The organism is Hylemonella gracilis str. Niagara R, from assembly GCF_000600295.1.
In the GTDB taxonomy this organism is placed as follows: domain Bacteria; phylum Pseudomonadota; class Gammaproteobacteria; order Burkholderiales; family Burkholderiaceae_C; genus Hylemonella; species Hylemonella gracilis_A.
The window spans coordinates 804,300-828,228 of record NZ_JEMG01000001.1 but is presented as its reverse complement, the minus strand read 5'-3'; the positions used below and the strand labels follow the sequence as shown (position 1 = coordinate 828,228).

Here is a 23,929-nt window from a genome sequence, read left to right as displayed (position 1 = left end):
AAATTGCAATCTCTCCATGAGGTTTTGCGATCCCTGGTGCGGCCTAAGCCCTTGATTTGCATGGTGCAGAATGGACCGCCGGGTTGCCGGCACCAGAAGCGGGCAGGAAGTCAGCCTGCACCGGATAATTCAGCCCCTTGACGCTCGCGCATCCCCTCACGCCACCCCAGCCCATGACCACCCCCTGGACCGAAGCCGAAACCGCCGCCCCCGAGATCAGCCACGAGAAGGCGCTGAAGATCGAGCGCGAGACGCACAAGCTTGAAAAGCGCCTGTGCCGCGAGGTGGGGCGCGCCATCGTGGACTACAACATGATCGAGGAAGGCGACCGTGTCATGGTCTGCATGTCCGGCGGCAAGGACAGCTACGGCATGCTGGACATCCTCATGAAGCTCAAGAGCCGCGCACCGGTGAACTTCACCCTGGTGGCCGTCAACCTGGACCAGAAGCAGCCCGGTTTTCCCGACCACATCCTGCCCGCCTACCTGAAGCAGCTCGGCATCGAGTTCCACATCGAGACGCAGGACACCTATTCCATCGTCAAGAAGAACATCCCCGAGGGCAAGACGATGTGCAGCCTGTGCAGCCGGCTGCGCCGCGGCATCCTCTACCGGGTGGCGCGCGAGCTGAAGTGCAACAAGCTCGCGCTGGGCCACCACCGCGACGACATGCTGCAGACCTTCTTCCTCAACATGTTCTTCGGCGGCAAGTTGAAGGGCATGCCACCCAAGCTGGTCAGCGACAACGGCGAGTTCATCGTGATCCGCCCGCTGGCCTACGTGGCCGAGAAAGACCTGATCCGCTGGGCCGCGCACCGCCAGTACCCCATCATTCCCTGCACGCTCTGCGGCAGTCAGGAGCATCTGCAGCGCAAGCAGGTCGGCGAGATGCTGCGCGACTGGGACAAGAAGCACCCGGGCCGCCTGGCCACCATGTTCAGCGCGCTGCAAAACGTCGCCCCCACGCACCTGATGGACGCGACGCTGCACGACTTCAAGAACCTCCAGACGACAGGCGTGCCGGACGCCAACGGCGACCTGGCCTTCGACGAGGAAGAGTTTCCCGAACCCACGCCTGCGGCGGGCAGCCTGCCCGGCATCCAGGTCGTCACCCTCTGAGGCCTTGCGCCATGCCACACCGGATCGCCGCGCTCATTTGCACCGTCCTGCTGGCGCTGCTGGCGACGGCTTGTTCTGGACTGCGCACGATCGAATCCCAGGTGCAGGCCACCGTGCCAGCAGGAGGGGCATCGTCATCCGCGGCCGCCACGACCACGGCTGCTGCGGCGCCCCTCGGCCCCGGTGCCCGCTACCGCTACGAGCGCCTGCCCTCGCAGGCCGAGGACCCGGCCCGGGCCGAAACCATCGAGGCCATGGCCGATGCGGCGCTGAAGGCCGTGGGCATGGTGAGGGACGACCAGCAGCCTCGCTACAGCGTGCAGATCCAAACCAGCGTCGAAGCTTTTTACGTCGATGATTGGGGCCGCCGCTACCCCGGCATGCCTCCCTACAGCCCGGGCTTTTTCGGTGAACTTGGCGTGTTCGTCGGCCCGGGCCGCATCGGCCCCGGCACCCGCATCGGCATGGGTTGGACCAGCTGGCCGCCCTCGGTTCGGCATGCCTATGGCGTTTCCCTGCTGATGCGTGACCTGGAGAGCCAGCGCATCGTCTATGAAACCCGTGCCAGCCATGAAGGCCCCTGGGGAGACAGCGACCGGGTGCTGCCGGCCCTGCTGAAGGCCGCACTGCAGGACTTTCCCGCGCCGCACACCGGTCCCGTGAAAATCCAGATTCCCCGCTAAAAATAAGGCCCCCACGGTCGCTCACTGCGTGTAGCTCCCTGCCCCCCGAGGGGGCCGCGTTTCGGCTTGGGACGGCCCGGCGCCGAAACCGAGCCCCCACGGGGCTAAAACTAAAATCGACCCATGCAGCAACCCACCCGCATCATCGCTGTGCGCCACGGTGAAACGGCCTGGAACGTGGACACGCGCATCCAGGGCCACCTGGACATCCCGCTCAACGACACCGGCCGCTGGCAGGCGCAGCGCCTGGGACAGGCCTTGGCCGAGCGCCATTCAGCGGACGCGGAGGCGGGCCGCATCACCGCCATCTACAGCAGCGACTTACAGCGCGCGCGTCAGACCGCCGAGGCCATCCGCCTGGCCACGGGCGCGCCGCTGAACCTGCACCCCGGTCTGCGCGAACGGGGTTTCGGCGCCTTTGAAGGTCTGACCTACGCCGAGATCGAGCAGCGCTGGCCTCAGGACGCCCTGCACTGGCGCAAACGGGTCCCGGACTGGGCGCCTCCACCGGCCGCCCCCGACCGCGCCGTGGTCGCGCCCGGCGAATCCCTGCTACAGGTACGCGAGCGCATCACCCACACCCTCGCGGCCCTGGCCGCGCCGCATGCGGGGCAACTCATCGTGCTGGTGGCGCATGGTGGCGTGATGGACCAGCTCTACCGGCTCGCCACCGCGCAGGACCTGCAGGCCCCGCGCAGCTGGCAACTGGGCAACGCAGCCCTGAACCACCTGCTGTGGACGCCCGAGGGCATGAGCCTGGTGGGCTGGGCTGACACCTCGCACCTGGAAGGCCAAGGCCTGGATGAAACCAGCGCCTGAAAGGCACCACCGCGGAACCGCCGTGCAGCCCATGGACGGACGTGCAGGCCCGATTCAACGGCCAGTCCGTTGAATTACAGTATTATTAAAAGACTTGCCGAGACCGCCGGACACGGCAAGACTCCCACAAAAGACCCAGAGACAAGGGCAACACGGGCCATGCGCCAGGTCGCGGAACTCCCACCCGACCGATTCATGCCTGCATGCCGCACCATTCAAGACACGCATGAACGCAGACGCGACACCCGGCAGGCTGGACATCGTCATCTTTGGCGGCACGGGGGACCTGGCCTGGCGCAAGTTGCTGCCGGCGCTCTACATGGCCCATCTGCACGGGCGACTGCCCGAGCGCACCCGCATCATCGGCATCGGCCGCGAGGACTGGGACCGCGATGGCTACCTGCAGTTCATCCAGACGCGGTCCGCCGGTGTGATCGCGCCCGCAGCGTGGTCAGAAGTCCATTGGCAAGGCTTTCTGAACTGCCTGGACTATGTGCCGCTGGACCTGGGGCAGGCCAAAGGCTGCGGACGGCTGGGCCAGGCCCTGAGCCCGGACGCCCTGCGCGTCTTCTACCTGGCCACGGCACCCGCGCTGTTCGCGCAGATCTGCGCGCGCCTGCACGACGATGGCCTCATCGACGCCCAAGCCCGCGTGGTGGTCGAAAAGCCGTTGGGCACCGACCTGGCCTCGGCCCAAGCCATCAACGCCGAGATCGCGCGACATTTCCGCGAAGACCAGATCTACCGCATCGACCATTACCTGGGCAAGGAAACGGTGCAAAACCTCATGGTGCTGCGCTTTGGCAACGCCATCTTCGAACCCTTGTGGCGCGCGCCCTTCATCCGTAGCGTGCAGATCACCGTGGCCGAATCGGTGGGCGTGGGCAGCCGAGCTGGCTTTTATGACCAGACCGGGGCGCTGCGCGACATGGTGCAGAACCACCTGCTGCAGCTGCTGTGCATCGTGGCCATGGAGCCCCCCATCTCGATGGACCCCGACGACGTGCGCGACGAAAAGCTCAAGGTGCTGCGCTCGCTGCGCAAGCTGAGCCCAGCCGACGTCAAGCGCGACACGGTGCGCGGGCAGTACACGGCCGGCGTGAGCGAGGGCGCCGCCGTGCCCGGTTATCTGCAGGAAGCCGACGTGCCCGCGCAAAGTCGCACCGAAACCTTCGTCGCGCTGCGCGCGCACATCGACAACGCGCGCTGGGCCCAGGTGCCTTTTTTCCTGCGCACCGGCAAGCGCATGCAAAAGCGCCAGTCCGAGATCATCATCGAGTTCGCCGAGCAGCCCTTCTCCCCCTTCGGCCAGAGTCCGGGCCAACAGGCCAACCGCCTCATCATCAGTCTGCAGCCCGAGGAATCCATCGAGCTGGCCATGATGGTCAAGGAGCCCGGCTCGGGCATGAACCTCCACCCGGTGCGCCTCAGCCTGGACCTGCAAGTAACCTCACGCCAGCGCCGGGCCGAAGCCTACGAGCGGCTGCTGATGGACGTGATCAAGGGCCGTCTGACCCACTTCATGCGCCGCGATGAGCTGGAAGCCGCCTGGCGCTGGATCGACCCCATACTCGCGGGCTGGCGCGAGTGGGACGAGCCGCCGCGCAACTACCCAGCGGGCAGCTGGGGGCCGGCGGCCTCCTCGGCACTGATGGCGCGCGAGCATGGCGCCTGGTTCGAGGCCGCCTGAGCCTGCGCACCAGCTCGATGGCCCCCTAGACCCCACGCCACGATTTCCTGACCTTCCGACAGACAGCCCCACGGGTTTCAGCGCACACCATGTTCGAATCGATCGCCCCAGCCAGCACGCCCCAGGCCGCCTACCCGCGCTGGCTGGGCGACATCGGCGGCACCAATGCGCGTTTTGGCTGGCAGGACAGCGCCGACACGCCCATCCGCCACGTGCAGGTGCTGCCCTGTGCGGAACACGCTTCCCTGGTCGACGCTGGCCTGGCCTACCTGCAAGCCCAGGGCCTGAGCCGGCCGGCCTGCGCCGCCTTTGGCATCGCCAACCCAGTCACGGGTGACCAGATCGCGATGACCAACCACCACTGGAAGTTTTCCATTGCGGCCACGCGCGAAGCCCTGGGCTTGCCGCGCCTGCTGCTGCTCAACGACTTCACGGCCCTGGCCTTGGCCTTGCCCGATCTGCCGCGTGAGCAACTGCGCCAGGTGGGCGGCGGTCAGGCCGCGCCCCTGGCGGCCATCGGCCTGATCGGCGCGGGCACGGGCCTGGGGGTATCGGGCCTGCTGCCCCTGGGGCACCAGGACAAGTGGCTACCCATCGCGGGCGAGGGGGGGCACGTCACGCTGAGCGCCGGCAACGCGCAGGAATACGCCGTCATCGAGCACCTGCGGGTGCGCTACGGCCATGTCTCGGCCGAGCGCGTGCTGTCCGGTCCGGGCCTGGTCGACCTCTACCACGCCCTGTGCGTGCTGCAGGACGGACAGGGCCGGGAGATCACCACGCCAGCCGAGGTGATGGAGCGCGCCGAGGCCCTGCCCCAATCCAAGGCGGCACAAGCCCTGGACATGTTCTGCGGCCTGCTGGGCAGCGTGGCCGGTGACCTGGCCCTGACCCTGGGTGCGCGCGGCGGCATCTACATCGGCGGGGGCATCGTGCCCCGCCTGGGCGAGCGCTTCGACCGCTCGCCTTTCCGCCCGCGCTTCGAGAACAAGGGACGCTTTCGCGCCTACCTGGCCGCCATTCCGACCTGGGTGATTCACAGTCCGGTCTCGCCTGCCTTGCAGGGTGCCTCGAAAGCCTTGAACCTCACCCAGTGGTGAGCGCACGCCCTCGGGAACGGCCGCGCCCCGCTTCACGGCACAATCCCAGGCATGGCACTCATCCTCATCGTCGAAGACGACGAACTGCTGCGCGACAGCGTGTCGGACCTGCTGGCCCAGGCCGGCCACCGCACCCTGGCCTGCGCCGACGGACTCGGCGCGCAGCAGCAGCTCTCGACCCAGGCGGTGGACGCCGTGCTGCTGGACCTGGGCCTGCCCGGCATCGATGGCATGCGCCTGCTGCGCTGGATCCGTGAACGCTTCGAGAGCCTGCCGGTGCTGATCCTGACGGCGCGCGACAGCATCGACCACCGCGTCGAGGGACTGATGGCCGGCGCCGACGATTACCTCACCAAGCCCTTCGGCAATGCCGAGCTCAGCGCCCGTCTACAAGCCCTGCTGCGCCGCGCGCGTCTGCCGGCCTTCGAAGCGCGCGGCGCCGAAGCGAGCACGGGCGCCGCCGCCTCGACGTCCACGCCCGGCCTGCAGTTCGACACCGAGCAACCCCGCGTCTGGGTCCGGGGGCAGCCCATCCTGCTGACCCAGCGCGAATACGAACTGCTGGGGGTGCTGCATGCCCAGATCAACCAAGTTGTCAGCCGCGACCATGTGATGTTGGTCTGGCAGACAGGCGGCGCCGAACCCATCGCCTCCAATGCCCTGGAGGTCTACGTGCACCGACTGCGCCGCAAGCTGCAGGGCACGGGTCTGAGCATCCGCAACATCCGCGGCCTGGGTTACATGCTCGAGCTGGCCTGAACCCGCATCGCCCCGATCCGGCATGAAATCCATTCCCTCGCTGCGCCGTCAGTTGCTGGCCTGGCTGCTGCTGCCGCAGTTGGTGCTCTGGCTGGTGGGCGGGGCGCTGACCTACCGCATCGCGCTGATCTCGGCCGAAAAAGCCCTGGACCAGTCCCTGCTGCAGTCGGTGCGCTCGCTGGCCCGGCAGGTGAAGCCCATCGGCTCGGGCCTGTTGGTGGACTTCCCCCGGGCGGCGCAGGCCATCATCGAGGAAGAACCCGAGGACCGCGTGAACTACATGGTGTCCTCGCCGCCCGGCCGCTTTCTGATCGGCAACCTGTCCTTCGCCGAACCGCCTCTGCCCCTGCGCCCGGGCACGCCTGCGGTCTACCGCACCGAACAGAATGGGCGCACGATGCGCGCCGTGGTGCTGGACCTGCCCTATGGCGAGGGCGACGCGCAGCTGTTGCGGGTGCAACTGGCCAAGAGCTACGTGGCGCGTGACCGCATCGCGCGCGAGCTGATCGCCGACCTGCTCGCGCCCTTGCTGGTGCTGGGCCTGCTGCTCAGCCTGCTGGTCCATGCAGGCATCAAACGGGGCATGCAGCCCCTGACCCGGCTGGAAATCCAGCTCCAGCAGCGTTCACCGCAGGACCTGACGCCCCTCGAACTGACCACGGCGCCACGCGAAGTGCACACCCTGCTCATCGCCATCAACCGCCTGCTGGCCTCGGTGGCGCGCAACATGGTGCAGGAAAAGCGCTTCATCAACGACGCCGCCCACCAGCTGCGCACGCCCCTGGCCGGCCTGATCAGCCAGACCGAGCTGGCGCTGGAAGAAGAATCACCCGAACTCATCAAGGTGCGCCTGCAGAAAGTGCATGCCGGCGCGCAGCGCAGCGCCCACCTGCTCAACCAGTTGCTGATGCTGGCGCGCAGCGGCGCCGAGGTGCCCATGCAACCGCTGGACCTGGCCCAGCTGGCGCGGGCCGTCGCGCGCGAGTTCAGCCCGCGTGCGGTCAGCCTGGGCGTGGACCTGGGTTACGAAGGCCCTGAGCAGGCCTGGGTCTGGGTACTGGGTTCGGAACTGCTGCTGCGCGAGGCCCTGGGTAATCTCATTGACAACGCCCTGCGCTATGGTCGTCAGGAGGGCGCAGGGCACGGTGAGAGCACCGTCACCATCGCCGTGCTGGAGCATGGCCCCCGGATCGAGTTGCGCGTGGAAGACAACGGACCGGGCCTGGACGCCGCCCTGCGCGACCAGGCCTTCGAGCGCTTCTGGCGCGGCAGCAACCTGCCGGGCGGCTGCGGCCTGGGCCTGTCCATCGTGCAGGAAATCGCGCGCCGCCACGGCGGCGAGGCCCTCATCGAGGCCGCGCAGCCCCCGAGCAAAGCCAATCCGGGCGGCAGCGGCCTGCGGGTGCGCCTGCTGCTGCCCCGGCTGGCGGACGCGTCAGAGGCGCGCGCCTGAAGCGGCGTCGAACCAGTGCGCTTGGTCGGGGCTCAGTGCCAGGCCCACGCTGTCGCCGGCACGCACCGGCGTCTGCGGCGAGGTGCGCACCGTCACACGACCCGCCGCGGTCTGGACCATCACGTAGGTGTCCGCGCCCGTGGGCTCCACCACCTGCACCTCGCCGCGCCAGTCGGCGCTGTCGCTGAGCAGCAGGTGCTCGGGCCGCACGCCCAGGGTCAGGGCCTGGCCCGCCGGTGCCGGACAGGCCAGGGGCAGCCGAGCCTCGGGCAACGCGAACCCCTGGCCATCCGGTGCGGCCATGCCCGCAATCAGGTTCATGGTCGGTGAACCGATGAAGGTCGCCACATAGGTGTTGGCCGGCCGGTTGTAGATCTCGTCGGGCGTGCCGAGCTGCTGCACCAGGCCGTCCTTCATGACCGCGATGCGGCTGCCCAGGGTCATGGCCTCGATCTGGTCGTGCGTCACGTAGACGCTGGTGATGCCACTGATCTGGTGCAGACGCTTGATCTCGGCCCGCATCTCCACGCGCAGCTTGGCGTCCAGGTTGGACAGCGGTTCGTCGAAGAGGAAAAGCTCAGGCTGGCGCGCCAAGGCACGCCCCATGGCCACGCGCTGGCGCTGACCGCCCGAGAGCTGCGAAGGCCGGCGGTCCAGCAGGTGGCTGATCTGCAGCATGGCGGCCACCTCGGCGATGCGCTGCGTGCGCTCGGCCTTGGGCACCTTGCGGATCTCCATCGCGAATCCGATGTTCTCGGCCACGCTCATCGTCGGGTACAGGGCGTAACTCTGGAACACCATGGCGATATCGCGCTGTGCCGGGGGCACGCCCACCACGTCACGATCACCGATGCGGATGGCGCCCTCGGTAGGGTCGTCCAGGCCCGCGATCAGGTTGAGCAGGGTGGACTTGCCACAGCCCGAAGGACCGACCAGGATCAGAAACTCACCGGGCTTGACGGCGATGTCGATGCGCTTTAGCACCTCTACCTGCCGCTCGCCCTTGCCAAAACTCTTGCGGATGCCACGAATATCCAGCGCAGAAGCCATATCGTCTTTACTTTCCTCAACCCTTGACGGCACCGGCCGTCAGCCCGCGCACGAAATAACGTCCCGCCAGCACATAGACCAGCATGGTGGGCAGGCCCGCGATCAACGCCGCGGCCATGTCCACGTTGTAGGCCTTCACGCTGCTGGAGGTGTTGGCCAAATTGTTCAAGCCCACGGTGACGGGTTTGGAGTCCGCCCCGGTGAAGGCCACGCCGAACAGAAAGTCATTCCAGACCTGGGTGAACTGCCAGATCAGCGTCACCATCACAATGGGCGTGGACATGGGCAGGATGATGCGCCAGAAGATCATCCAGAAACCCGCGCCGTCGATGCGTGCCGCGCGCAGCAGTTCAGGCGGCACGGCCGCATAGTAGTTGCGGAAGAAGAGCGTGGTGCTGGGCAGACCCGCCAGCATGTGCACCAGGATCAACCCACCCACCGAGCTGGACAGCCCCAGCCAGCCCAACACCTGACTCATGGGCAGCAAAACCACCTGATAGGGCATGAAGACGCCAAAGAGCAGCAGGGCGAACAAGGTGTCGCTGCCGCGGAACTTCCACAGACTCAACACGTAGCCATTGATGGCGCCCCAGGCCGTGGACAGCAGCACCGCCGGCACGGCCATGAGCACCGAGTTCCAGAAATAGGGCTGCAGGCCCGAACATTGCGCGCCCGTGCAAGCCGTGGACCAAGCCAGGGTCCAGGACTCCCAGTTCAGCAAGGTCGGCAGGGCCAACAGATTGCCAGCGCGGATCTGCTCGGCATCCTTGAGCGAGGTGACCAGCATCACGTACAGCGGCGCGAGAAAGAGCAGCGCGCCCAGCCCCAAGCTGCCGTAAATCAGACCGCGACTGAGCCAGCGCCAAGACAATGTTTTAGCGCTCATGGGCCTTGCTCCGCAGTTCGCTGTAGAGATAAGGCACCACCAGGGCCGCGACCGTCATCAGCATCACCATCGCACTGGCCGCGCCGAGGCCGATCTGGCCACGCGTGAAGCTCATGGCGTACATGAAGGTGGCGGGCACGTCGGTGGCGTACCCCGGTCCACCCGCGGTCAGGGCCATGACCAAGTCGAAACTCTTGATCGCCAGATGCGACAACACCATCAGCGTGGAAAACACCACCGGCCGCAGGGCAGGCAGCACGATGCGCCAGTAGATGCGCGGCAGCGAGGCACCGTCGATCTGCGCGGCCTTGATGATGCTGTCGTCGATACCACGCAGGCCCGCCAGGAACAGCGCCATGGTGAAACCCGCCGACTGCCAGACACCCGCGATCACCACGCAGTAGATCGCCATGTCGTTGTCCACCAGCCAGCCAAAGCTCGCGCCTTCCCAGCCCCAGTCCTGCAACAGCTTCTCCAGCCCCAGGCTGGGGTTGAGCAGCCACTTCCAGACCGTGCCGGTGACCACGAAGGACAGGGCCATGGGGTAGAGGTAGACCGTGCGGATGAAACCTTCGGCACGGATTTTTTGGTCCAGCAGGATGGCCAGCCAGATGCCCAGGACCATGGAGCCGCCCACGTAACCGAAACCGAAGATCGCCAGATTCTTCAGCGCCACCCACCAGCGGTCCATCTCCCAGAGCCGGGCGTACTGCGCCAGCCCCACGAACTCGTAGTTCGGCAGCATGCGCGAGACCGAGACCGACAGCACGCCGTTCCAGATCATCAGCCCATAGATGAAGGCCAAGCCCAAGACCAGGCCAGGTGCCAGCACCAGCTTGGGCAGCCATTTTTCCAATCGATCAGTCAAACGCACAAGGTTCACGCATCCAAACAAAAAAACCGGGGAAGAGCCCATGGCTCTTCCCCTGGCCATCATTCAATCCGGCAGGTTTTTACCACCAGATCTCGTACTGCAGACCCACGATGGTCTGCTTCTTCAGGGTCGCGTTGTTGTCGTCAGTGCCAAAGGAATCCGCATTGGCAGCCGCAGCCGCGCCGTTCCAGTTCGCCATGGTCACGTACAGGCGCAATTCCGGACGCTTGTAGAAGCCCGGCCCGGTGCTGAGCGTGGGGGCGATCGTGACCTTGTTCAGCGTCTGATCATCCTCGCCGTCACGCGAGCGCTTGGTCGTGGCCGCTTCCAGCAAGAGCTTGAAGTTGTTGGTGAAAGCGTAGGAGACACGACCACCAAAGGACAGGTCCTTGGTTTCCACACCCTTGTTCGCACCGTTCTCCGGCTCACTGATTTGATAAGCCAGCAGAGCCTGTCCACCAAAGTTGCCAAACTGCCAGTCGACGGAGTCAGCAACGCGGCTCACCTTGTAAGCGATCACGTCAGCGGCAACTCCGGATGCATCATCGCTCTGCTCAAGGTCCACGAACTTGCCCTGGATATTCGCCAGACCGCTGGAGGTCTGCAGGTACAGGCTGTTCTTCAAGGCGCCGAAGCCTTGGTTGTACAGCAGCGAGAAGCCACTGCCACCATTCTTATCGAAACCCGTGGTGCTGACGCTGGTCGCCACCAGACGGAGCTTGCCGCTCTCGCTGATCGGCAAACCGACATCGAGGTTCACCTTGCTGGCCGAGGTGCCTTGCGGCAGCTTGGCGTCGAACTTGTCACCCGAGGACAGGGTCAAGGCGACGCTGGCCGGGCCAACTTTCCAGTCCTGCACGCCAGCGCCCTGGTACTCGCCCAGGTCCATCAGGAAGTTGTCGACGATGTGCACGTCCTGGATGCGCAGGCGGCGCTGGCCCACCCAGAACTTGGCCTCAGGCGCGAAATCCAAGCCCCAGATTTCACTGTAGGCCTGCACGGTGCCGATACCACCGCCCCAGTTTTCAGGCATGTAGCCGAACTTGTACTTCACGCCATTGTCGGCGTCGAAGGTCTTGCCCAGGAAGAACTCGTAACCGCTCTGGGTCCCTTCGTTGCCAAGGCGGTAGGCCTGCAGGTCACCGCCCAGGCTGAAGCCGCCGACGGAATCTTTCTTGGCATCGATGTTCTTGTCAGACTTCAACACCGGGCCACCGCGGCTGTAGCCGGTGAACTCGATGCCGGAACCCAGGTCGGCCGCGCCGGCCGCAGTGAGGGCGGCCAAGCTGGCCGCCGCGATGAGGGCGCGTTTGTAGTGCATGTTGTCTCCTGTTGAATTTTTACTTGCTTGCTAGAGGGAAATGAAAGCCCAATCACTCAGGGCTTGGTACGCGCGGCTGCCAGCAGGCGCTTGACGCCTTCGTCCACGGTGATCTTGTCGTCGTTCCAGAACTGGCTCACCAAGTCCTTGATCGCGCCTTCGGTGGCCGGGGCGATGGCCATGCCATGCGCGACCGAGGGCACCAGGCCACCGTTCTTGGCGGTGGCCACGAAGTCCTTGCTGGACAGCTTGGCGCAGTCGTCGAACTTGGCCATGGACATGTTCAGGCGCACCGGGATGGAACCCTTGTTGAGGTTGAACACCTCCTGGAAGTCCGGGCTCATGATGGCCGCGGCCAGCGTGGCCTGGGCCTGCTGGGCACCCTGGTCCTTGAGCTTGAACATGGCGAAGGAATCCACGTTGAAGGTGAAGGCGTTGGCCGTGCCCGGCGCCGCGGCGCAGAGGAAATCCTTGCCCGGCTTCTTGCCCGCCGCGATGAACTCACCCTTGGCCCAGTCGCCCATGAACTGGAAACCGGCCTTGCCCTGCATCACCATGGCGGTGGCCAGGTTCCAGTCGCGGCCCGGCGCGGCGCTGTCGGTGTAGCTCTTGATCTTGCGGAAAGTCTCGAAGGACTTCTTCATCGTGGCCGAGCCCAGGGCTGCGGGGTCGAGCTTGACCAGCGCGTCCTGGTAGAACTTGGCGCCGCCGACGCCCAGCACCACCGATTCGAAGGTGGTGAAGTCCTGCCAGTTCTGGCCACCGTGGGCGACGGCGATGAAACCGGCCTTCTTGATCTTGTCCGCCGCGGCAAAGAACTCGTCGTAGTTGCTGGGCATGCCGGCCACGCCGGCTTTCTTCAGCACGTCCGGATTGGCCCAGACCCAGTTCACGCGATGCACGTTCACCGGCGCCGCCACGTAGGCACCCTTGTACTTCATGACGTTGGCCACGACGCCCGGCAACAGGCTGTCCCACTTCTCGGCCTTGGCCACTGCGTCCAGATTGGCCAGCACGCCTTCCTGGGCCCATTCTTGGATGGCCGGGCCCTTGATCTGCGCGGCAGCCGGGGGGTTGCCCGAGACCACGCGGCTCTTGAGCACGGTCATGGCGTTGTCGCCGCCGCCGCCGGCCACGGCAAAGTCTTTCCAGGTGTGGCCCTTGCCGCTGATGATTTTCTTGAGCTCGGCCGCCGACTTGGCCTCGCCGCCCGATGTCCAGTAATGCAGCACTTCCACATCGGCCGCCAGGGCCAGATTGACGGACAAGGCCATGCCGCAGGCCAGCAGAATTCGATGGAGTCTCATGGTGTGGTCTTTCTTGTAAGTGGGTTTCCCGACATGGAAGTCAGGTGTGTTAATTTTTTATTAATTAAAGGATCCTAACGATCGGTATTTACCCCGCCCGTACAATCCGCGCATGCTGTCCCCTCGTTTCTTGTTGCTGGTTTCGCTCTGTCTCGGCCTGCCGGCCCACGCCACCGAGGAGGTGCAGGCAGGCCAAGGCGGTTTCTGCCTGTTCGAGTTGCCAGAAGACGGCGGCAAGCGTCGTTACATCAACCTCAACATCGTGCAGTACGTCGAAGTGGGCAAGGACGATTTCAAGATCGTCTACGGCGGCGGCGCGCTGGGCTCGGGGCACGAAAGCAAGTTCGCGCTCAAGTCCCCCGACGAGGGGCAGGCGCTGATGGAGCGGTTGCTCAAGACAGCCCGGGCCTGCGCGCACTAGTGAAATGAAATCGGCGGGCCTGCGCTCGCACACACACACAAGCACACCAGCGTTCACTCGCGCGTCGGCACTCTCTCGGACGAACGCGCGAAGGTCCAGCCGAAGGCCAGGCCCATGGCATGGTTGCTGCGCCGCTGCACCAGCGGGCTATCGGCGAACACCGCGTGGTGCAGGTCGTCCTGACGGAAAAAGGCACCCAACCAGAAATCCCCCCGCACACGGCTCAAGGTCAGCGTGCGTTGCTGTCCCGAGGCACCGCCGCTGGCCTGGTAGGCCGGGCGCTCAGCGCTCGCGTCACGGGCGCCCACGTCGTAGAAATACCGGTGGTAGCCTGCGTCGCCATACAACCACGCCACCGAGGCACCCAGGTTCCAGCCCGTGCCCAAAACATTCTTGTAGGCCAGGTTCAGGGTGGGCTGGGCCAGCCAGCCCACATGCTCGAAGCGTTCGAGGCTGACGGCGAACACTGGGCGCAGTGGCACGCGCAGGTCGATGAAGGTGTCGCCGCGCCGCGCCGTGCGCCGTTCGTCGCGCAGCAGCACCCAGCGCAATTCGGGACCGAGTTCCAGCGTGGGGTCCAGGTCGTCCATGCCACGGCGCGCGCGGCTTTCCGAGCTATCGACCGGCACGGAACCGTTGAGGCTGAGGTCGATTTCCACGTTCTCGCGTTCAAACAGGGGGCTGCGCATGCGCTCGCGGTCCATCTGCAGATAGTCCCCCCGGTACTGTACATAGGGGGTGGGCAGCCAGTAACGCTGCCGCTCGGCCGCGCCACGGTAGAGGGGAAAGTCCACCATGGCCACGCCCGCGCCCAGTTCCCAGCGCGGCAGGCCGGACTCGGCGACGAAGTCCTTCTCCTCCGGCACAGACTCTGCCTGAGTCGCCAAGCCCTGCGTCCAGGCCGATCCGGCGACCAATACCAAGAACAAGGCCGTACTCACCCGCGCGGCGGCAAGGCACGCCGTCCAGGGCCGCGCCGCGTCGATGCCGCGCGCCCTCATGCGCCGAACAAACCCACGTCCGGCGTGCCTGGCAAACTGCCTTGCACCTGGGGCGGCGCCACGCCCAGATGGCGGTAGGCGGCCAAGGTGGCCACGCGACCGCGCGGGGTGCGCTGCAGAAAACCCTGCTGGATCAGGTAGGGCTCGATCACGTCCTCGATGGTGCCGGCTTCCTCGCCGATGCTGGCGGCGATGTTGTCCAGCCCCACGGGGCCCCCGTCAAAGCGATGGATCACGGCCTCGAGGAGTTTGCGGTCCATCAAGTCGAAGCCCTGCGGGTCCACGTCCAGCATGACCAGGGCTTTTTGCGCCATGTCCTGCGTGATGCGGCCCACGCCCTTGACGTCCGCGTAGTCGCGCACGCGGCGCAGCAGACGGTTGGCGATGCGCGGCGTGCCGCGCGACCGGCGCGCGATTTCCTCCGCGCCCTCGTCATCCATGGGCGCGTTGAGCAGCTTGGCGCTGCGCGTGACGATGCGGGTCAGTTCCTCGGCAGTGTAGAACTCCAGCCGCGCCACGATGCCGAAGCGGTCGCGCAGCGGGTTGGTCAGCATGCCAGCGCGCGTGGTCGCCCCCACCAGGGTGAAGGGCTGCAGATCGAGCTTGATGCTGCGCGCCGCCGGCCCCTCGCCGATCATGATGTCGATCTGGTAGTCCTCCAGCGCGGGGTAGAGGATTTCCTCGACCACCGGTGAAAGGCGGTGGATCTCGTCGATGAAGAGCACGTCGTTCTTCTCGAGGTTGGTCAGCAGCGCGGCCAGGTCCTTGGGCTTCTCGAGAACGGGGCCGCTGGTTTGGCGCAGGTTGACGCCCAGCTCCTGCGCGATGATGTGCGAGAGCGTGGTCTTGCCCAGGCCGGGCGGACCGAACAGCAGCACATGGTCCAGCGCCTCTTCGCGCTTGCGCGCAGCGCCGATGAAAATTTCCAGCTGCTCGCGCACCTTGGTCTGACCCACGTACTCGTCGAGCAGCTTGGGACGCAGGGCACGCTCGATGACCTCCTCCTTGGGCGAGGCGCTGGCGGCGGACACCACGCGCGGCGTGGGAGTGAAGTCGTCGGTCTGTATGGTCATGGTGGCTGTTGCAGCGGATTATCCGTGTGATTCCCGGCCGGCCCCGCGCCCCTGCCGCCCCGCCGGCCCACCCCGCGCTCGCAGCCCACGCCCTGTCCAGCAACCACCACCTGCGCATCGCACCGCCGCTGGGCGCAGGCGCACCAAATCCGTCGCCCCAGCGAAACGCCGCGCATCAATTTGAACCATTTGGTCAAAAATCTCCTTTGATTCATTCGTAAGCCATTGAATTTAAACAGATTTATCAACTGGCACGGTGCCTGCTACTTGGCTGTCATCGGCCTGCCCAACGGGGGCGGGTTCTCTGGTTCCCTACCACTGCGAGGCTACCCATGAACGTCGGCGTCTTCATCCCCATCGGCAACAACGGCTGGCTGCTGTCGGAAAACGCGCCACAGTACCAACCCACGTTCGAACTGAACAAGCAGATCACCCAGGAGGCCGAGCGTTACGGCATGGATTTCGCGCTGTCCATGATCAAGCTGCGCGGTTTCGGTGGCAAGACCGAGTTCTGGGACCACAACCTCGAAACTTTCACCCTCATGGCTGGCCTGGCTGCGGTGACCACCAAGATCAAACTCTTTGCCACCGCGGCCTCCCTGGTCATGCCGCCGGCCATCGTCGCGCGCATGGCCTCCACCATCGACTCCATCTCCAAGGGGCGTTTCGGCCTCAACCTCGTGACCGGCTGGCAGCGTCCCGAGTACTCGCAGATGGGCATGTGGCCCGGCGACCAGTTCTTCTCCACCCGCTACCAGTACCTCTCCGAATACATCCAGGTGCTGCGCGACCTGTGGGAGAAGGGACGGTCCGACTTCAAGGGCGAGCATTTCAAGATGGAGGATTGCCGCCTGAGCCCGCAGCCCCAGGCGCCCATGAAGGTCATCTGCGCCGGCCAGAGCGACGCGGGCATGGAATTCTCAGCCCGCTACGCCGACTACAACTTCTGCTTCGGCAAGGGCATCAACACGCCCATCGCCTTCAAACCCGCAGCCGACAAGCTGATCGAGGCCACGGCCAAGACCGGGCGCGAGGTCACGACCTACGTGCTGATGATGGTGATCGCCGACGAAAGCGACGAAGCCGCCTTCGCCAAGTGGGAACACTACAAGGCCGGCATCGACCACGAAGCGGTGGCCTGGATGGCGCAACAGGGCGCGGCCGACACCAAGTCCGGTGGCGACACCAATGTGCGCCAGATGACCGACCCGACCACGCCCTCGGCGGTCAACATCAACATGGGCACCCTGGTCGGGTCCTACGCCAGCGTGGCACGCATGCTCGACGAGATGGCCGATGTCCCTGGCACCGAGGGCGTGCTGCTGACCTTCGACGATTTCGTGGCCGGCGTGCGCGCCTTCGGCGAGCATATCCAGCCGCTGATGAAGACCCGCACCCACGTCGACAGCCCCGTGCCCTCGCGCGTGCGGGCCGAGGCGCTCGCAGCCTGAGGAGCGCCAACGTGAACACCCCCAAGACCAACCAGACCCTCACGTCCACCACGCCGGTGGGCATCCCCGCGCTGGCGGGCGTGCGGCCCGCCTGGGTGCTGCCCGCGCGGCCTGAGCCTTTGCTGCTGCAAGCGGCCAATACCGCGCTGATCGTGGTCGACATGCAGAACGCCTATGCCTCGCTGGGCGGCTACGTGGACTCAGCGGGTTTCGACATCTCGGGTGCGCAGGGCACCATCGCCCGCATCGGCCGCTGCATCGCGGCGGCGCGCCGGGCGGGCGTACTCGTGGTGTACCTGCAGAACGGCTGGGATGCGCAGTATGTCGAAGCCGGCGGCCCCAGCTCGCCCAACTACTACAAGTCCAACGCCCTCAAGACCATGCGCGCCAGGCCCGAGCTCGCGGGCAAGTTCCTGGCCAAGGGCGGCTGGGACTACGAGCTGGTCGACGCCCTGCGCCCCGCGCCCAGTGACATCGTCGTGCCCAAGACGCGCTACAGCGGTTTCTTCAACAGCACGCTGGACAGCACGCTGCGCGGGCGCGGCATCCGCAACCTGGTGTTCACCGGCATCGCCACCAACGTCTGCGTGGAGTCCACGCTGCGCGACGCTTTCCACCTCGAATACTTCGCGGTCATGCTGGAAGACGCCACGCACCAACTCGGCTCGGCCCAGATCCAGCAAGGCGTGGTCTACAACGTCGAGACCTTCTTCGGCTGGGTCTCCAGCGTCGACGCCTTCTGCCAGACGCTGCCCGACTGATTGACCCTTTCCCTCACCCCCTTTACTCCCGACTGGAGAACCCCATGCCCCAAACCGCCATCATCCCGCCCGGCACCGGCGTGCCGCTCGCCCCCTATGTGCCCGGCACCCTGGCCGACGGTGTGCTCTACGTCTCGGGCACCTTGCCCTTTGACAAGGACAACAACGTCGTCCACGTCGGTGACGCCGCCGCCCAGACCCGCCATGTGCTCACCACCATCCAGGGCGTGGTGCAAGCCGCCGGAGGCACCATGGCCGACGTGACCATGAACCACATCTTCATCACCGACTGGGCCAACTACGCCAAGATCAACGCGGTCTACGCCGAGTTCTTCCCGGGCAGCAAACCCGCGCGCTTCTGCATCCAGTGCGGCCTGGTCAAACCCGACGCGCTGGTGGAGATTGCCACCATCGCCCACATAGGCAAGAAGGCCTGAACGCGATGCCGGTGCTGACGCACGAGGTGATCGGGCCCGCGAGCGGGCCCACGGTGCTGCTGTCCTCGGGTCTGGGCGGCGCGGCCGCGTTCTGGCGCCCGCAGCTCGACGCCCTGCTCGGAGCCGGCTGGCGCGTGATCACCTACGACCAGCGCGGCACCGGCCGCAGCGGCGGCACGCTGCCCGAGCCTTACCGCATCGCCCACATGGCGCAGGACGTGCTCGAGCTGCTGGACGCCACCGCCACGCCGAGCTGTCACCTCGTGGGCCATGCGCTGGGTGGACTGGTGGGTCTGCAGCTCGCGCTGGACGCGCCGGCCCGCGTGGCCAGCCTGGGACTGGTGAATGCCTGGTCCCTCCCCAACCCGCATTCGGCGCGCTGCTTTGAGGCGCGCCTGGCCTTGCTGGCCGCAGGCGGCGCCCGCGCCTACTGCGAGGCGCAGCCCATCTTCCTGTACCCGGCGGCATGGTGCGCCGAACACCCGGAGCGCGTGCAGGCCGAGGTGGAGCACGCCATCGCGCATTTCCCCGGCGAGACCGTCATGCGCCAGCGCATCGCTGCCCTGCGCGCCTTCGACTGCGACGCGGCCCTGCCCGGCCTCGACATCCCCGTCTGGGTCAGCGCTGCGCAGGACGACACGCTGGTGCCCTGGACCTGTTCGCGCCACCTCGCGGATCGCTTGCCCCGGGTCCAACTGCACACCCTGCCCCACGGCGGCCACGCCCACAGCGTGACCCAGGCCGAGGCCTTCAACACCGCGCTGCTCGCCTTCCTTGCGCAGCATGCGCGCACAGCCCACTGAACACTGCCATGCGACCACCCCTGGACACTGCCGCGCTAGCCACTCTGTACACCGAGGCCCGCACCCACGGCCACTGGACCGATGAACCCGTGTCAGATGAATTGTTGCGCCGGCTCTACGAGCTGACGCGCATGGCGCCCACCTCGGCCAACAGCTCGCCCGGCCGTTTCGTGTTCGTGGGCACGCCCGAAGCGAAACAACGCCTGGCACCCGCGCTGTCCAAGGGCAATCTCGACAAGACACTCTCCGCACCAGTCACCGTGATCGTCGCCTGGGACACAGCCTTCTACGAAGCCCTGCCCCGGCTGTACCCCCATGCGGACGCGCGCAGCTGGTTCACCGGCAGCCCGGCTGCCGCGCACGAGACCGCCTTCCGCAACAGCACCCTGCAGGCAGGCTATCTGATCCTCGCAGCCCGCGCGCTGGGGCTGGACGTTGGCCCCATGTCCGGCTTCGACAAGGCAAAAGTGGACGCGGCCTTTTTCGCCGGCAGCTCCTGGACCACGAACCTCCTCATCAACCTTGGCCATGGCGACAGCAGCCACCTGCACGAACGGCTGCCCCGCTTGTCGTTCGACGAAGCCTGCCGCCTGGCCTGACCAACGCGTCGCAAGGAACCCCATGCAATCCATCGCCGCAGACCCCGCCGTCACCCGCACCGAGTACCGCGATGCCATGGCACGTCTGGGCGCGGCGGTGCACATCGTCACCACCGACGGACCCGCCGGACGCGCGGGTTTCACCGCCTCGGCTGTCTGCAGCGTGAGCGACGAGCCGCCCACGCTGCTGGTCTGCCTGAACCGCTCGGCCTCGGTCTACCCGACCTTCCAGGCCAACGGGGTGTTGTGCGTCAACGTGCTGGGCCCAGGCCACCAAGCCCTGGCCTCCCTGTTTGGCGGCAAGACCCCGATGGACGAACGTTTTGCCGCCGCCCTCTGGCGTCGCCTGGACACCGGTGCGCCGCTGTTACAGGACGCGCTGGTGTCATTCGACTGTCGCGTGCTGCGCCACAGCGCCATGGGCACGCACGATGTGCTGTTCTGCGAGGTGACCGCGCAGGCCATGGGCGACGACGCGGGGCTAGGCCTGATCTACTTCAACCGGCGCTACCACGCGCTCGGCGCGGCGCGCTGAACAAGACGAGCAAAGTGCCTCCCGCCGGTGCCGCCTTCACACCACCGAGGCGGCCGTCGCGTCGTTCGGCACGTGCGCGTGTCGGTCGTCCGGCGCAGCCGTCACGATGGAGTCGAGCGCCGGTTCGGCCTTGCGCAGGCACGTGAGGTCCGGACGGGGGCGGCGCAAATCGGGGTCGCGCGCGAAGGCTTGCTCCATGGCCTTGGACGCCGCGAGCAGCGGCAGGTCGCCCCGGAAGCCGCCGGTCACCTGTAGACCAAAGGGCATGCCCGTGCCATCCGTGCCACACGGCAGAGTGATCGCCGGGTGCGTGGTCAGCGTGACCACATAGGTCAGCGCCAACCAGCGGTAGTAGTTCTCCTGGCGGCGCCCGTCGATCTCAGCCGCGTAGGGCAAGGTCCATGGAAAGGGTGAGACCGGCGTCGTCGGTGACAGCACCAAGTCATAGCCTTCGAACACCCTCTGGAAACGCTGCACGATGCGGGTCTGTTCCGTCTGGGCCCAGGCGGAATCCAGCAAGCTCATGCGCGCGCCCATCTCGTAATTGGCGCGCGGATGGGGTCCCAGGCTGGCCGGGTCACGTTCGTAGGTCTGACGCATGCCCGCCACAAATGCTTCGGCCCGCAACACGTCGAAGCAACGGTGCACCTCGCCCAGCTCAAACCGCACCTCATCACAGGCGGCGAACAGCCCGCGCAGACGCGAGATGCGTGCACGGAACACGCGTCGCACCAGGGGATCCACGTCGCAGGCGCCGAAATCTTCGGTCCAGGCGACACGCAGTCGCGACAGGTCGACCTCGGCCAGGTTGAGGAACGCCTTTGCATCCAGCGGATAACTCAGGGGGTCCCCGGGATGCGGACCGGCTGTCGCGGCCAGCTGCAGGCAGGCGTCCCCCACGTCACGGCCCATCGGCCCCACGACCGAGATCGGCGAGAAGCCCATGGGCTTGCGCACGCTCGGCACCACGCCCGGCGAGGGCCGCATGCCGACCACGCCGCACTTGGCCGCCGGAATGCGCAGCGAGCCCCCGGTGTCGGAACCGGTGCACAGCGGCAGCAAGTCCAGCGCGAGCGCCGCCGCCGAGCCGCCAGACGATCCGCCGGCGTTGAGATTGGGGTCGAAGGGATTGCCGGTCGCGCCCCACACCGGGTTGCGGCTGTTGGCGCCGGCCCCCATCTCGGGCACATTGGTCTTGCCGACCACGATGGCGCCGGCCGCGCGCAAGCGGCGCACCAGTTCGACGTCACGCGAGGGCACGTTGTTGCGCAGGCTGGGCGTGCCTTGGGTGGACAGCAGGCCGGCGGTCGGCTCCAAGTCCTTGACGCCCAAGGGCAAGCCATGGAGCAGGCCCAAGGGTTCACCGCGCAACACTGCAGCTTCGGCGACGCGCGCCTCTGCGCGTGCGCGCTCATACCAGGTCGCTGTGATCGCATTGACATAGGGATTGAGCTGTTCGATGCGTGCGATGCATGCTTCAAGCAACTCAACCGGTGAGAGTTCGCGCGCGCCGATAAGGCGGCGCAGCTCGACGGCGGAAGTCTCGGTGATGGATGTCATCGATGGGACGTCAATCGGCCTGGATCTTCGCGCGCAGGGCCACTTCGCGCATCAAGGGCATTTCCTTCGCAATCTGCGCGACCGACGCGGCTGCGCCAGCGAATGCCGGTTCGGCACCTTGCGCCAACAACGCTGCCTTGGCTTCGTTCGTGGCCAGGATCTTGCCGATGGTTTTTTCAAGCTTCCCTATCACCGGCGCGGGTGTGCCCTTGGGGGCGACCAGCATGATCCAGGTGTCGGCATTGATCTGGGGGTAGCCGGCTTCGGCGAAGGTCGGCACGTCTGGCAGTTGCGAGGAACGCTTGGCCGAGGTCACCGCGATGGCCTTGACCTTGCCAGCCTTGACTTGGGGGATGGCCGCAGTGACCGTGTCGAAGGAAAAGGGCACCTGGCCGCCTATCAAATCGGTCATGGCCGGTGCACTGCCCTTGTACGGGACATGCAAGGCCTGGGCGCCCACCGCGTGCAAGACGATCTCTGCCGTGAAGTGCGAGGTGGTGCCGCTGCCGAATGAAGCGTAGGTGTATTTTTCAGGCTGGGCCTTGAGCGCTGCGACGAACTGCTGCACCGTGCTGACCGGCTCATCCTTATTGGCCAGCAGGATCAGGGGAATGCGGCCCACGATGGCGATGGGGTCAAAGCTTTTGACCGAGTCATAAGGGAGATTGGAGCGAATCGCTGGATTGGCGGTGAAGGTCGAGCCAGAGCTGACCAGCAGGGTGTAGCCATCGGCAGGCGCCTTGGCCACATAACCTGCACCCACCGCCGTGCCCGCGCCCGGCCGGTTGTCGATCACCACCGGCTGGCCCAACTCGTCGGACAGGCGCTTGCCGATCAGGCGGCCGATGGTGTCGGCACTGCCGCCGGGTGGGAAGGGCACGACCAGGGTGATCGGGCGCGATGGCCAGGCGGCCTGCGCCAGCGCGGTCGCGGGAACCGCGAGCGACAGCAGCAAGGCCGTGAGCGCGCACACCACGCCCGCCGCGCGGCGCGCGGCGTGAGGAGCAGCGTGGGAACGATCCAGGGAACGGGAAGCATGCATGGGTGAGTGCCTTTCAGGTTCGGTACAGCCTCATGGTAGAAACGCGGCATACATGCAGCAAGAACAATGGAATTAAAGTTACGTTGCCGAAATCGCAACGATTGAAACGTCACCATGACGTCGACATCACGCACCCCAAGCGCCCGGACCGGCGCCGGCCGTCGGCCGATCAACCCGCGCGTGCTGCAGGAAGTGTCACTGCGCTATTTCATGGAGGTGGCTCACGCCGGCTCGGTGACCGAAGCCGCCGCCCGGCTCGAGGTGGCGCCCTCGGCGGTCAGCCGGCAGATCGCCCGGCTGGAACGCGAACTCGACACCTTGCTGTTCGAACGCCGTGCGCGCGGCATGACGCTCAACTCCGCGGGTGAACTGCTCGCCGCCCATGCCCGTCGCACCTGGCTGGACATCGAACGCGTCACCGACGAAATCCTCGCGCTGCGCGGGCTGCGACAGGGCGAGGTGCGCATCGCCGCCACTGAAGGTTTCGCCTATGACTTCCTGCCGGCCCTGGTGGCCGATTTCCAGACCGAGAGCCAAGGCATACGCTTCACGGTGGACATGTGCGTGCAAAGCGAGGTGGCCCGCCGCGTGCGCGAAGGCGCGGCCGACATCGGTGTGACGGTCAGCCTGACCTCCGAGCGCGGGCTCAACGTCGAGTTCCGTCATCCCTCGCCCATTCTTGCGGTGATGGCACCCGACCATCCGCTGGCCAAGCGGCGCCAGCTGTCGCTCTCCCAGGTGGTCGCCTACCCCTTGGCATTGCCCGCCCCCGCCTCCACACTGCGGCAGTTGCTGGACATCAGCTGCACCCGGCAAGCGCTCGCGCTCGACGCCATGGTCACCAGCGACCACCTCTACCCCCTGATCCAGTACGTGGCGCGCACGCGCGCGATCACCTTTTGCGGCGAAATCGCGCTGCGCCCGCAACTGCAGGCCGGGACCGTTGCGGCCGTGGCGCTGCGCGATCGCGAGATGAATGAACGGCATTTCGAGGTGCAGACCATGGCTGGGCGCCACCTGCCCGAGGCGGCGCGCGCCTTCATCAACCACCTGCGCGAGACGGTGCAGCACGATTTCTGAGCGAGGTCGCCTTGTCCTGGCACCCAACGCGAGTACCCCCACGCGCGGTCCATGGATTGCGGCAGGCGCAACGCAGGATTGAGCCTCTCCAACTGGTGATCGGCTGCCC

24 protein-coding genes are annotated in these 23,929 nt (G+C 66.4%); 15 read left to right on the top strand and 9 right to left on the bottom strand.

All coding sequences use genetic code 11. From position 1 onward, the window contains the following. The first annotated feature begins 173 nt into the window (after positions 1–173). The 7 genes from ttcA (at position 174) to AZ34_RS03760 (ending at position 7,619) form a co-directional block, all read left to right on the top strand. A complete protein-coding gene (gene ttcA, locus AZ34_RS03790) occupies positions 174–1,118 on the top strand; it encodes a tRNA 2-thiocytidine(32) synthetase TtcA (RefSeq protein WP_035610810.1) in 945 nt (314 codons plus the stop codon). Positions 1,119–1,129: 11 nt separating this feature from the next. Next, positions 1,130–1,801 (top strand): DUF4136 domain-containing protein, encoded by a 672-nt coding sequence (locus AZ34_RS03785; protein WP_035604959.1) that lies wholly within the window; start codon positions 1,130–1,132, stop codon positions 1,799–1,801. A 123-nt stretch (positions 1,802–1,924) separates the two neighbouring features. After that, positions 1,925–2,620, top strand: a complete 696-nt coding sequence (locus tag AZ34_RS03780) for a histidine phosphatase family protein (RefSeq protein ID WP_035604957.1) — start codon at positions 1,925–1,927, stop codon at positions 2,618–2,620. Between the two features lie 226 nt (positions 2,621–2,846). Further along, complete coding sequence (gene zwf / locus AZ34_RS03775) at positions 2,847–4,310, top strand: glucose-6-phosphate dehydrogenase (protein WP_035604953.1); 1,464 nt, start codon at positions 2,847–2,849, stop codon at positions 4,308–4,310. Positions 4,311–4,399: 89 nt separating this feature from the next. Beyond that, positions 4,400–5,407, top strand: coding sequence for a glucokinase (locus tag AZ34_RS03770; protein ID WP_035604950.1), 1,008 nt, complete (start codon positions 4,400–4,402; stop codon positions 5,405–5,407). A gap of 51 nt (positions 5,408–5,458) precedes the next feature. Further along, entirely contained in the window at positions 5,459–6,166 is a 708-nt protein-coding gene (locus tag AZ34_RS03765; protein WP_035604947.1) for a response regulator transcription factor, read from the top strand. 22 nt (positions 6,167–6,188) lie between these two features. Then, on the top strand, positions 6,189–7,619 hold the full coding sequence (locus AZ34_RS03760) for a sensor histidine kinase (protein WP_035604944.1): 1,431 nt from the start codon (positions 6,189–6,191) through the stop codon (positions 7,617–7,619). Here the strand turns inward: AZ34_RS03760 and AZ34_RS03755 are convergent. The 5 genes from AZ34_RS03755 to AZ34_RS03735 form a co-directional block, all read right to left on the bottom strand. Beyond that, positions 7,602–8,669, bottom strand: coding sequence for an ABC transporter ATP-binding protein (locus tag AZ34_RS03755; protein ID WP_035604940.1), 1,068 nt, complete (start codon positions 8,667–8,669; stop codon positions 7,602–7,604). The genes AZ34_RS03760 and AZ34_RS03755 overlap by 18 nt on opposite strands. A 16-nt stretch (positions 8,670–8,685) precedes the next feature. Beyond that, complete coding sequence (locus AZ34_RS03750) at positions 8,686–9,555, bottom strand: carbohydrate ABC transporter permease (protein ID WP_035604936.1); 870 nt, start codon at positions 9,553–9,555, stop codon at positions 8,686–8,688. Beyond that, positions 9,545–10,423: a carbohydrate ABC transporter permease gene (locus tag AZ34_RS03745; RefSeq protein WP_035610807.1), complete on the bottom strand. Its 879-nt coding sequence runs from the start codon at positions 10,421–10,423 to the stop codon at positions 9,545–9,547. The genes AZ34_RS03750 and AZ34_RS03745 overlap by 11 nt, the downstream gene beginning before the upstream one ends. Before the next feature lie 85 nt (positions 10,424–10,508). Continuing rightward, positions 10,509–11,750, bottom strand: a complete 1,242-nt coding sequence (locus AZ34_RS03740) for a carbohydrate porin (protein ID WP_051509507.1) — start codon at positions 11,748–11,750, stop codon at positions 10,509–10,511. A 56-nt stretch (positions 11,751–11,806) separates the two neighbouring features. After that, the gene (locus tag AZ34_RS03735; protein ID WP_035604933.1) at positions 11,807–13,057 is read right to left on the bottom strand and encodes an ABC transporter substrate-binding protein; all 1,251 of its coding nucleotides are present in this window, start codon (positions 13,055–13,057) and stop codon (positions 11,807–11,809) included. A 112-nt stretch (positions 13,058–13,169) separates the two neighbouring features. Between AZ34_RS03735 and AZ34_RS03730 the strand changes: the two genes are divergently transcribed. Continuing rightward, positions 13,170–13,478, top strand: coding sequence for a hypothetical protein (locus tag AZ34_RS03730; protein ID WP_035604930.1), 309 nt, complete (start codon positions 13,170–13,172; stop codon positions 13,476–13,478). Between the two features lie 53 nt (positions 13,479–13,531). Here the strand turns inward: AZ34_RS03730 and AZ34_RS03725 are convergent, their stop codons facing one another. Together AZ34_RS03725 and ruvB are read right to left on the bottom strand one after the other, a co-directional pair. Next, complete coding sequence (locus tag AZ34_RS03725; RefSeq protein ID WP_051509506.1) at positions 13,532–14,479, bottom strand: MipA/OmpV family protein; 948 nt, start codon at positions 14,477–14,479, stop codon at positions 13,532–13,534. Beyond that, a complete protein-coding gene (gene ruvB, locus AZ34_RS03720; RefSeq protein ID WP_035604926.1) occupies positions 14,476–15,552 on the bottom strand; it encodes a Holliday junction branch migration DNA helicase RuvB in 1,077 nt (358 codons plus the stop codon). The genes AZ34_RS03725 and ruvB overlap by 4 nt, the downstream gene beginning before the upstream one ends. Before the next feature lie 332 nt (positions 15,553–15,884). On the opposite strand from ruvB, the gene rutA reads away from it, so the two are divergent. Genes rutA through rutF form a run of 6 tightly spaced genes read left to right on the top strand, consistent with a single transcriptional unit; the run spans position 15,885 to position 20,138 of the window. Continuing rightward, positions 15,885–17,003: a pyrimidine utilization protein A gene (gene rutA / locus AZ34_RS03715; RefSeq protein WP_035604922.1), complete on the top strand. Its 1,119-nt coding sequence runs from the start codon at positions 15,885–15,887 to the stop codon at positions 17,001–17,003. An 11-nt stretch (positions 17,004–17,014) separates the two neighbouring features. Beyond that, positions 17,015–17,764 (top strand): pyrimidine utilization protein B, encoded by a 750-nt coding sequence (gene rutB / locus AZ34_RS03710; RefSeq protein WP_155831712.1) that lies wholly within the window; start codon positions 17,015–17,017, stop codon positions 17,762–17,764. 44 nt (positions 17,765–17,808) lie between these two features. Beyond that, a complete protein-coding gene (gene rutC / locus AZ34_RS03705) occupies positions 17,809–18,201 on the top strand; it encodes a pyrimidine utilization protein C (RefSeq protein WP_035604919.1) in 393 nt (130 codons plus the stop codon). Between the two features lie 5 nt (positions 18,202–18,206). After that, positions 18,207–19,004 carry a pyrimidine utilization protein D gene (gene rutD / locus AZ34_RS03700; RefSeq protein ID WP_035604916.1) on the top strand — a complete coding sequence of 266 codons (798 nt, stop codon included), beginning with the start codon at positions 18,207–18,209 and terminating at the stop codon, positions 19,002–19,004. 8 nt (positions 19,005–19,012) lie between these two features. Beyond that, positions 19,013–19,603 carry a malonic semialdehyde reductase gene (locus tag AZ34_RS03695; protein ID WP_035604913.1) on the top strand — a complete coding sequence of 197 codons (591 nt, stop codon included), beginning with the start codon at positions 19,013–19,015 and terminating at the stop codon, positions 19,601–19,603. 22 nt (positions 19,604–19,625) lie between these two features. Further along, positions 19,626–20,138 (top strand): NADH-dependent FMN reductase RutF, encoded by a 513-nt coding sequence (gene rutF, locus AZ34_RS03690; protein WP_035604910.1) that lies wholly within the window; start codon positions 19,626–19,628, stop codon positions 20,136–20,138. Positions 20,139–20,174: 36 nt separating this feature from the next. Here the strand turns inward: rutF and AZ34_RS03685 are convergent, their stop codons facing one another. Continuing rightward, complete coding sequence (locus AZ34_RS03685) at positions 20,175–21,698, bottom strand: amidase (protein WP_035604909.1); 1,524 nt, start codon at positions 21,696–21,698, stop codon at positions 20,175–20,177. A 10-nt stretch (positions 21,699–21,708) separates the two neighbouring features. Then, the gene (locus AZ34_RS03680; RefSeq protein WP_197026491.1) at positions 21,709–22,740 is read right to left on the bottom strand and encodes a Bug family tripartite tricarboxylate transporter substrate binding protein; all 1,032 of its coding nucleotides are present in this window, start codon (positions 22,738–22,740) and stop codon (positions 21,709–21,711) included. A gap of 114 nt (positions 22,741–22,854) precedes the next feature. On the opposite strand from AZ34_RS03680, the gene AZ34_RS03675 reads away from it, so the two are divergent. Beyond that, positions 22,855–23,820 (top strand): LysR family transcriptional regulator, encoded by a 966-nt coding sequence (locus AZ34_RS03675; protein ID WP_051509505.1) that lies wholly within the window; start codon positions 22,855–22,857, stop codon positions 23,818–23,820. The last annotated feature ends 109 nt before the right edge of the window (positions 23,821–23,929 follow it).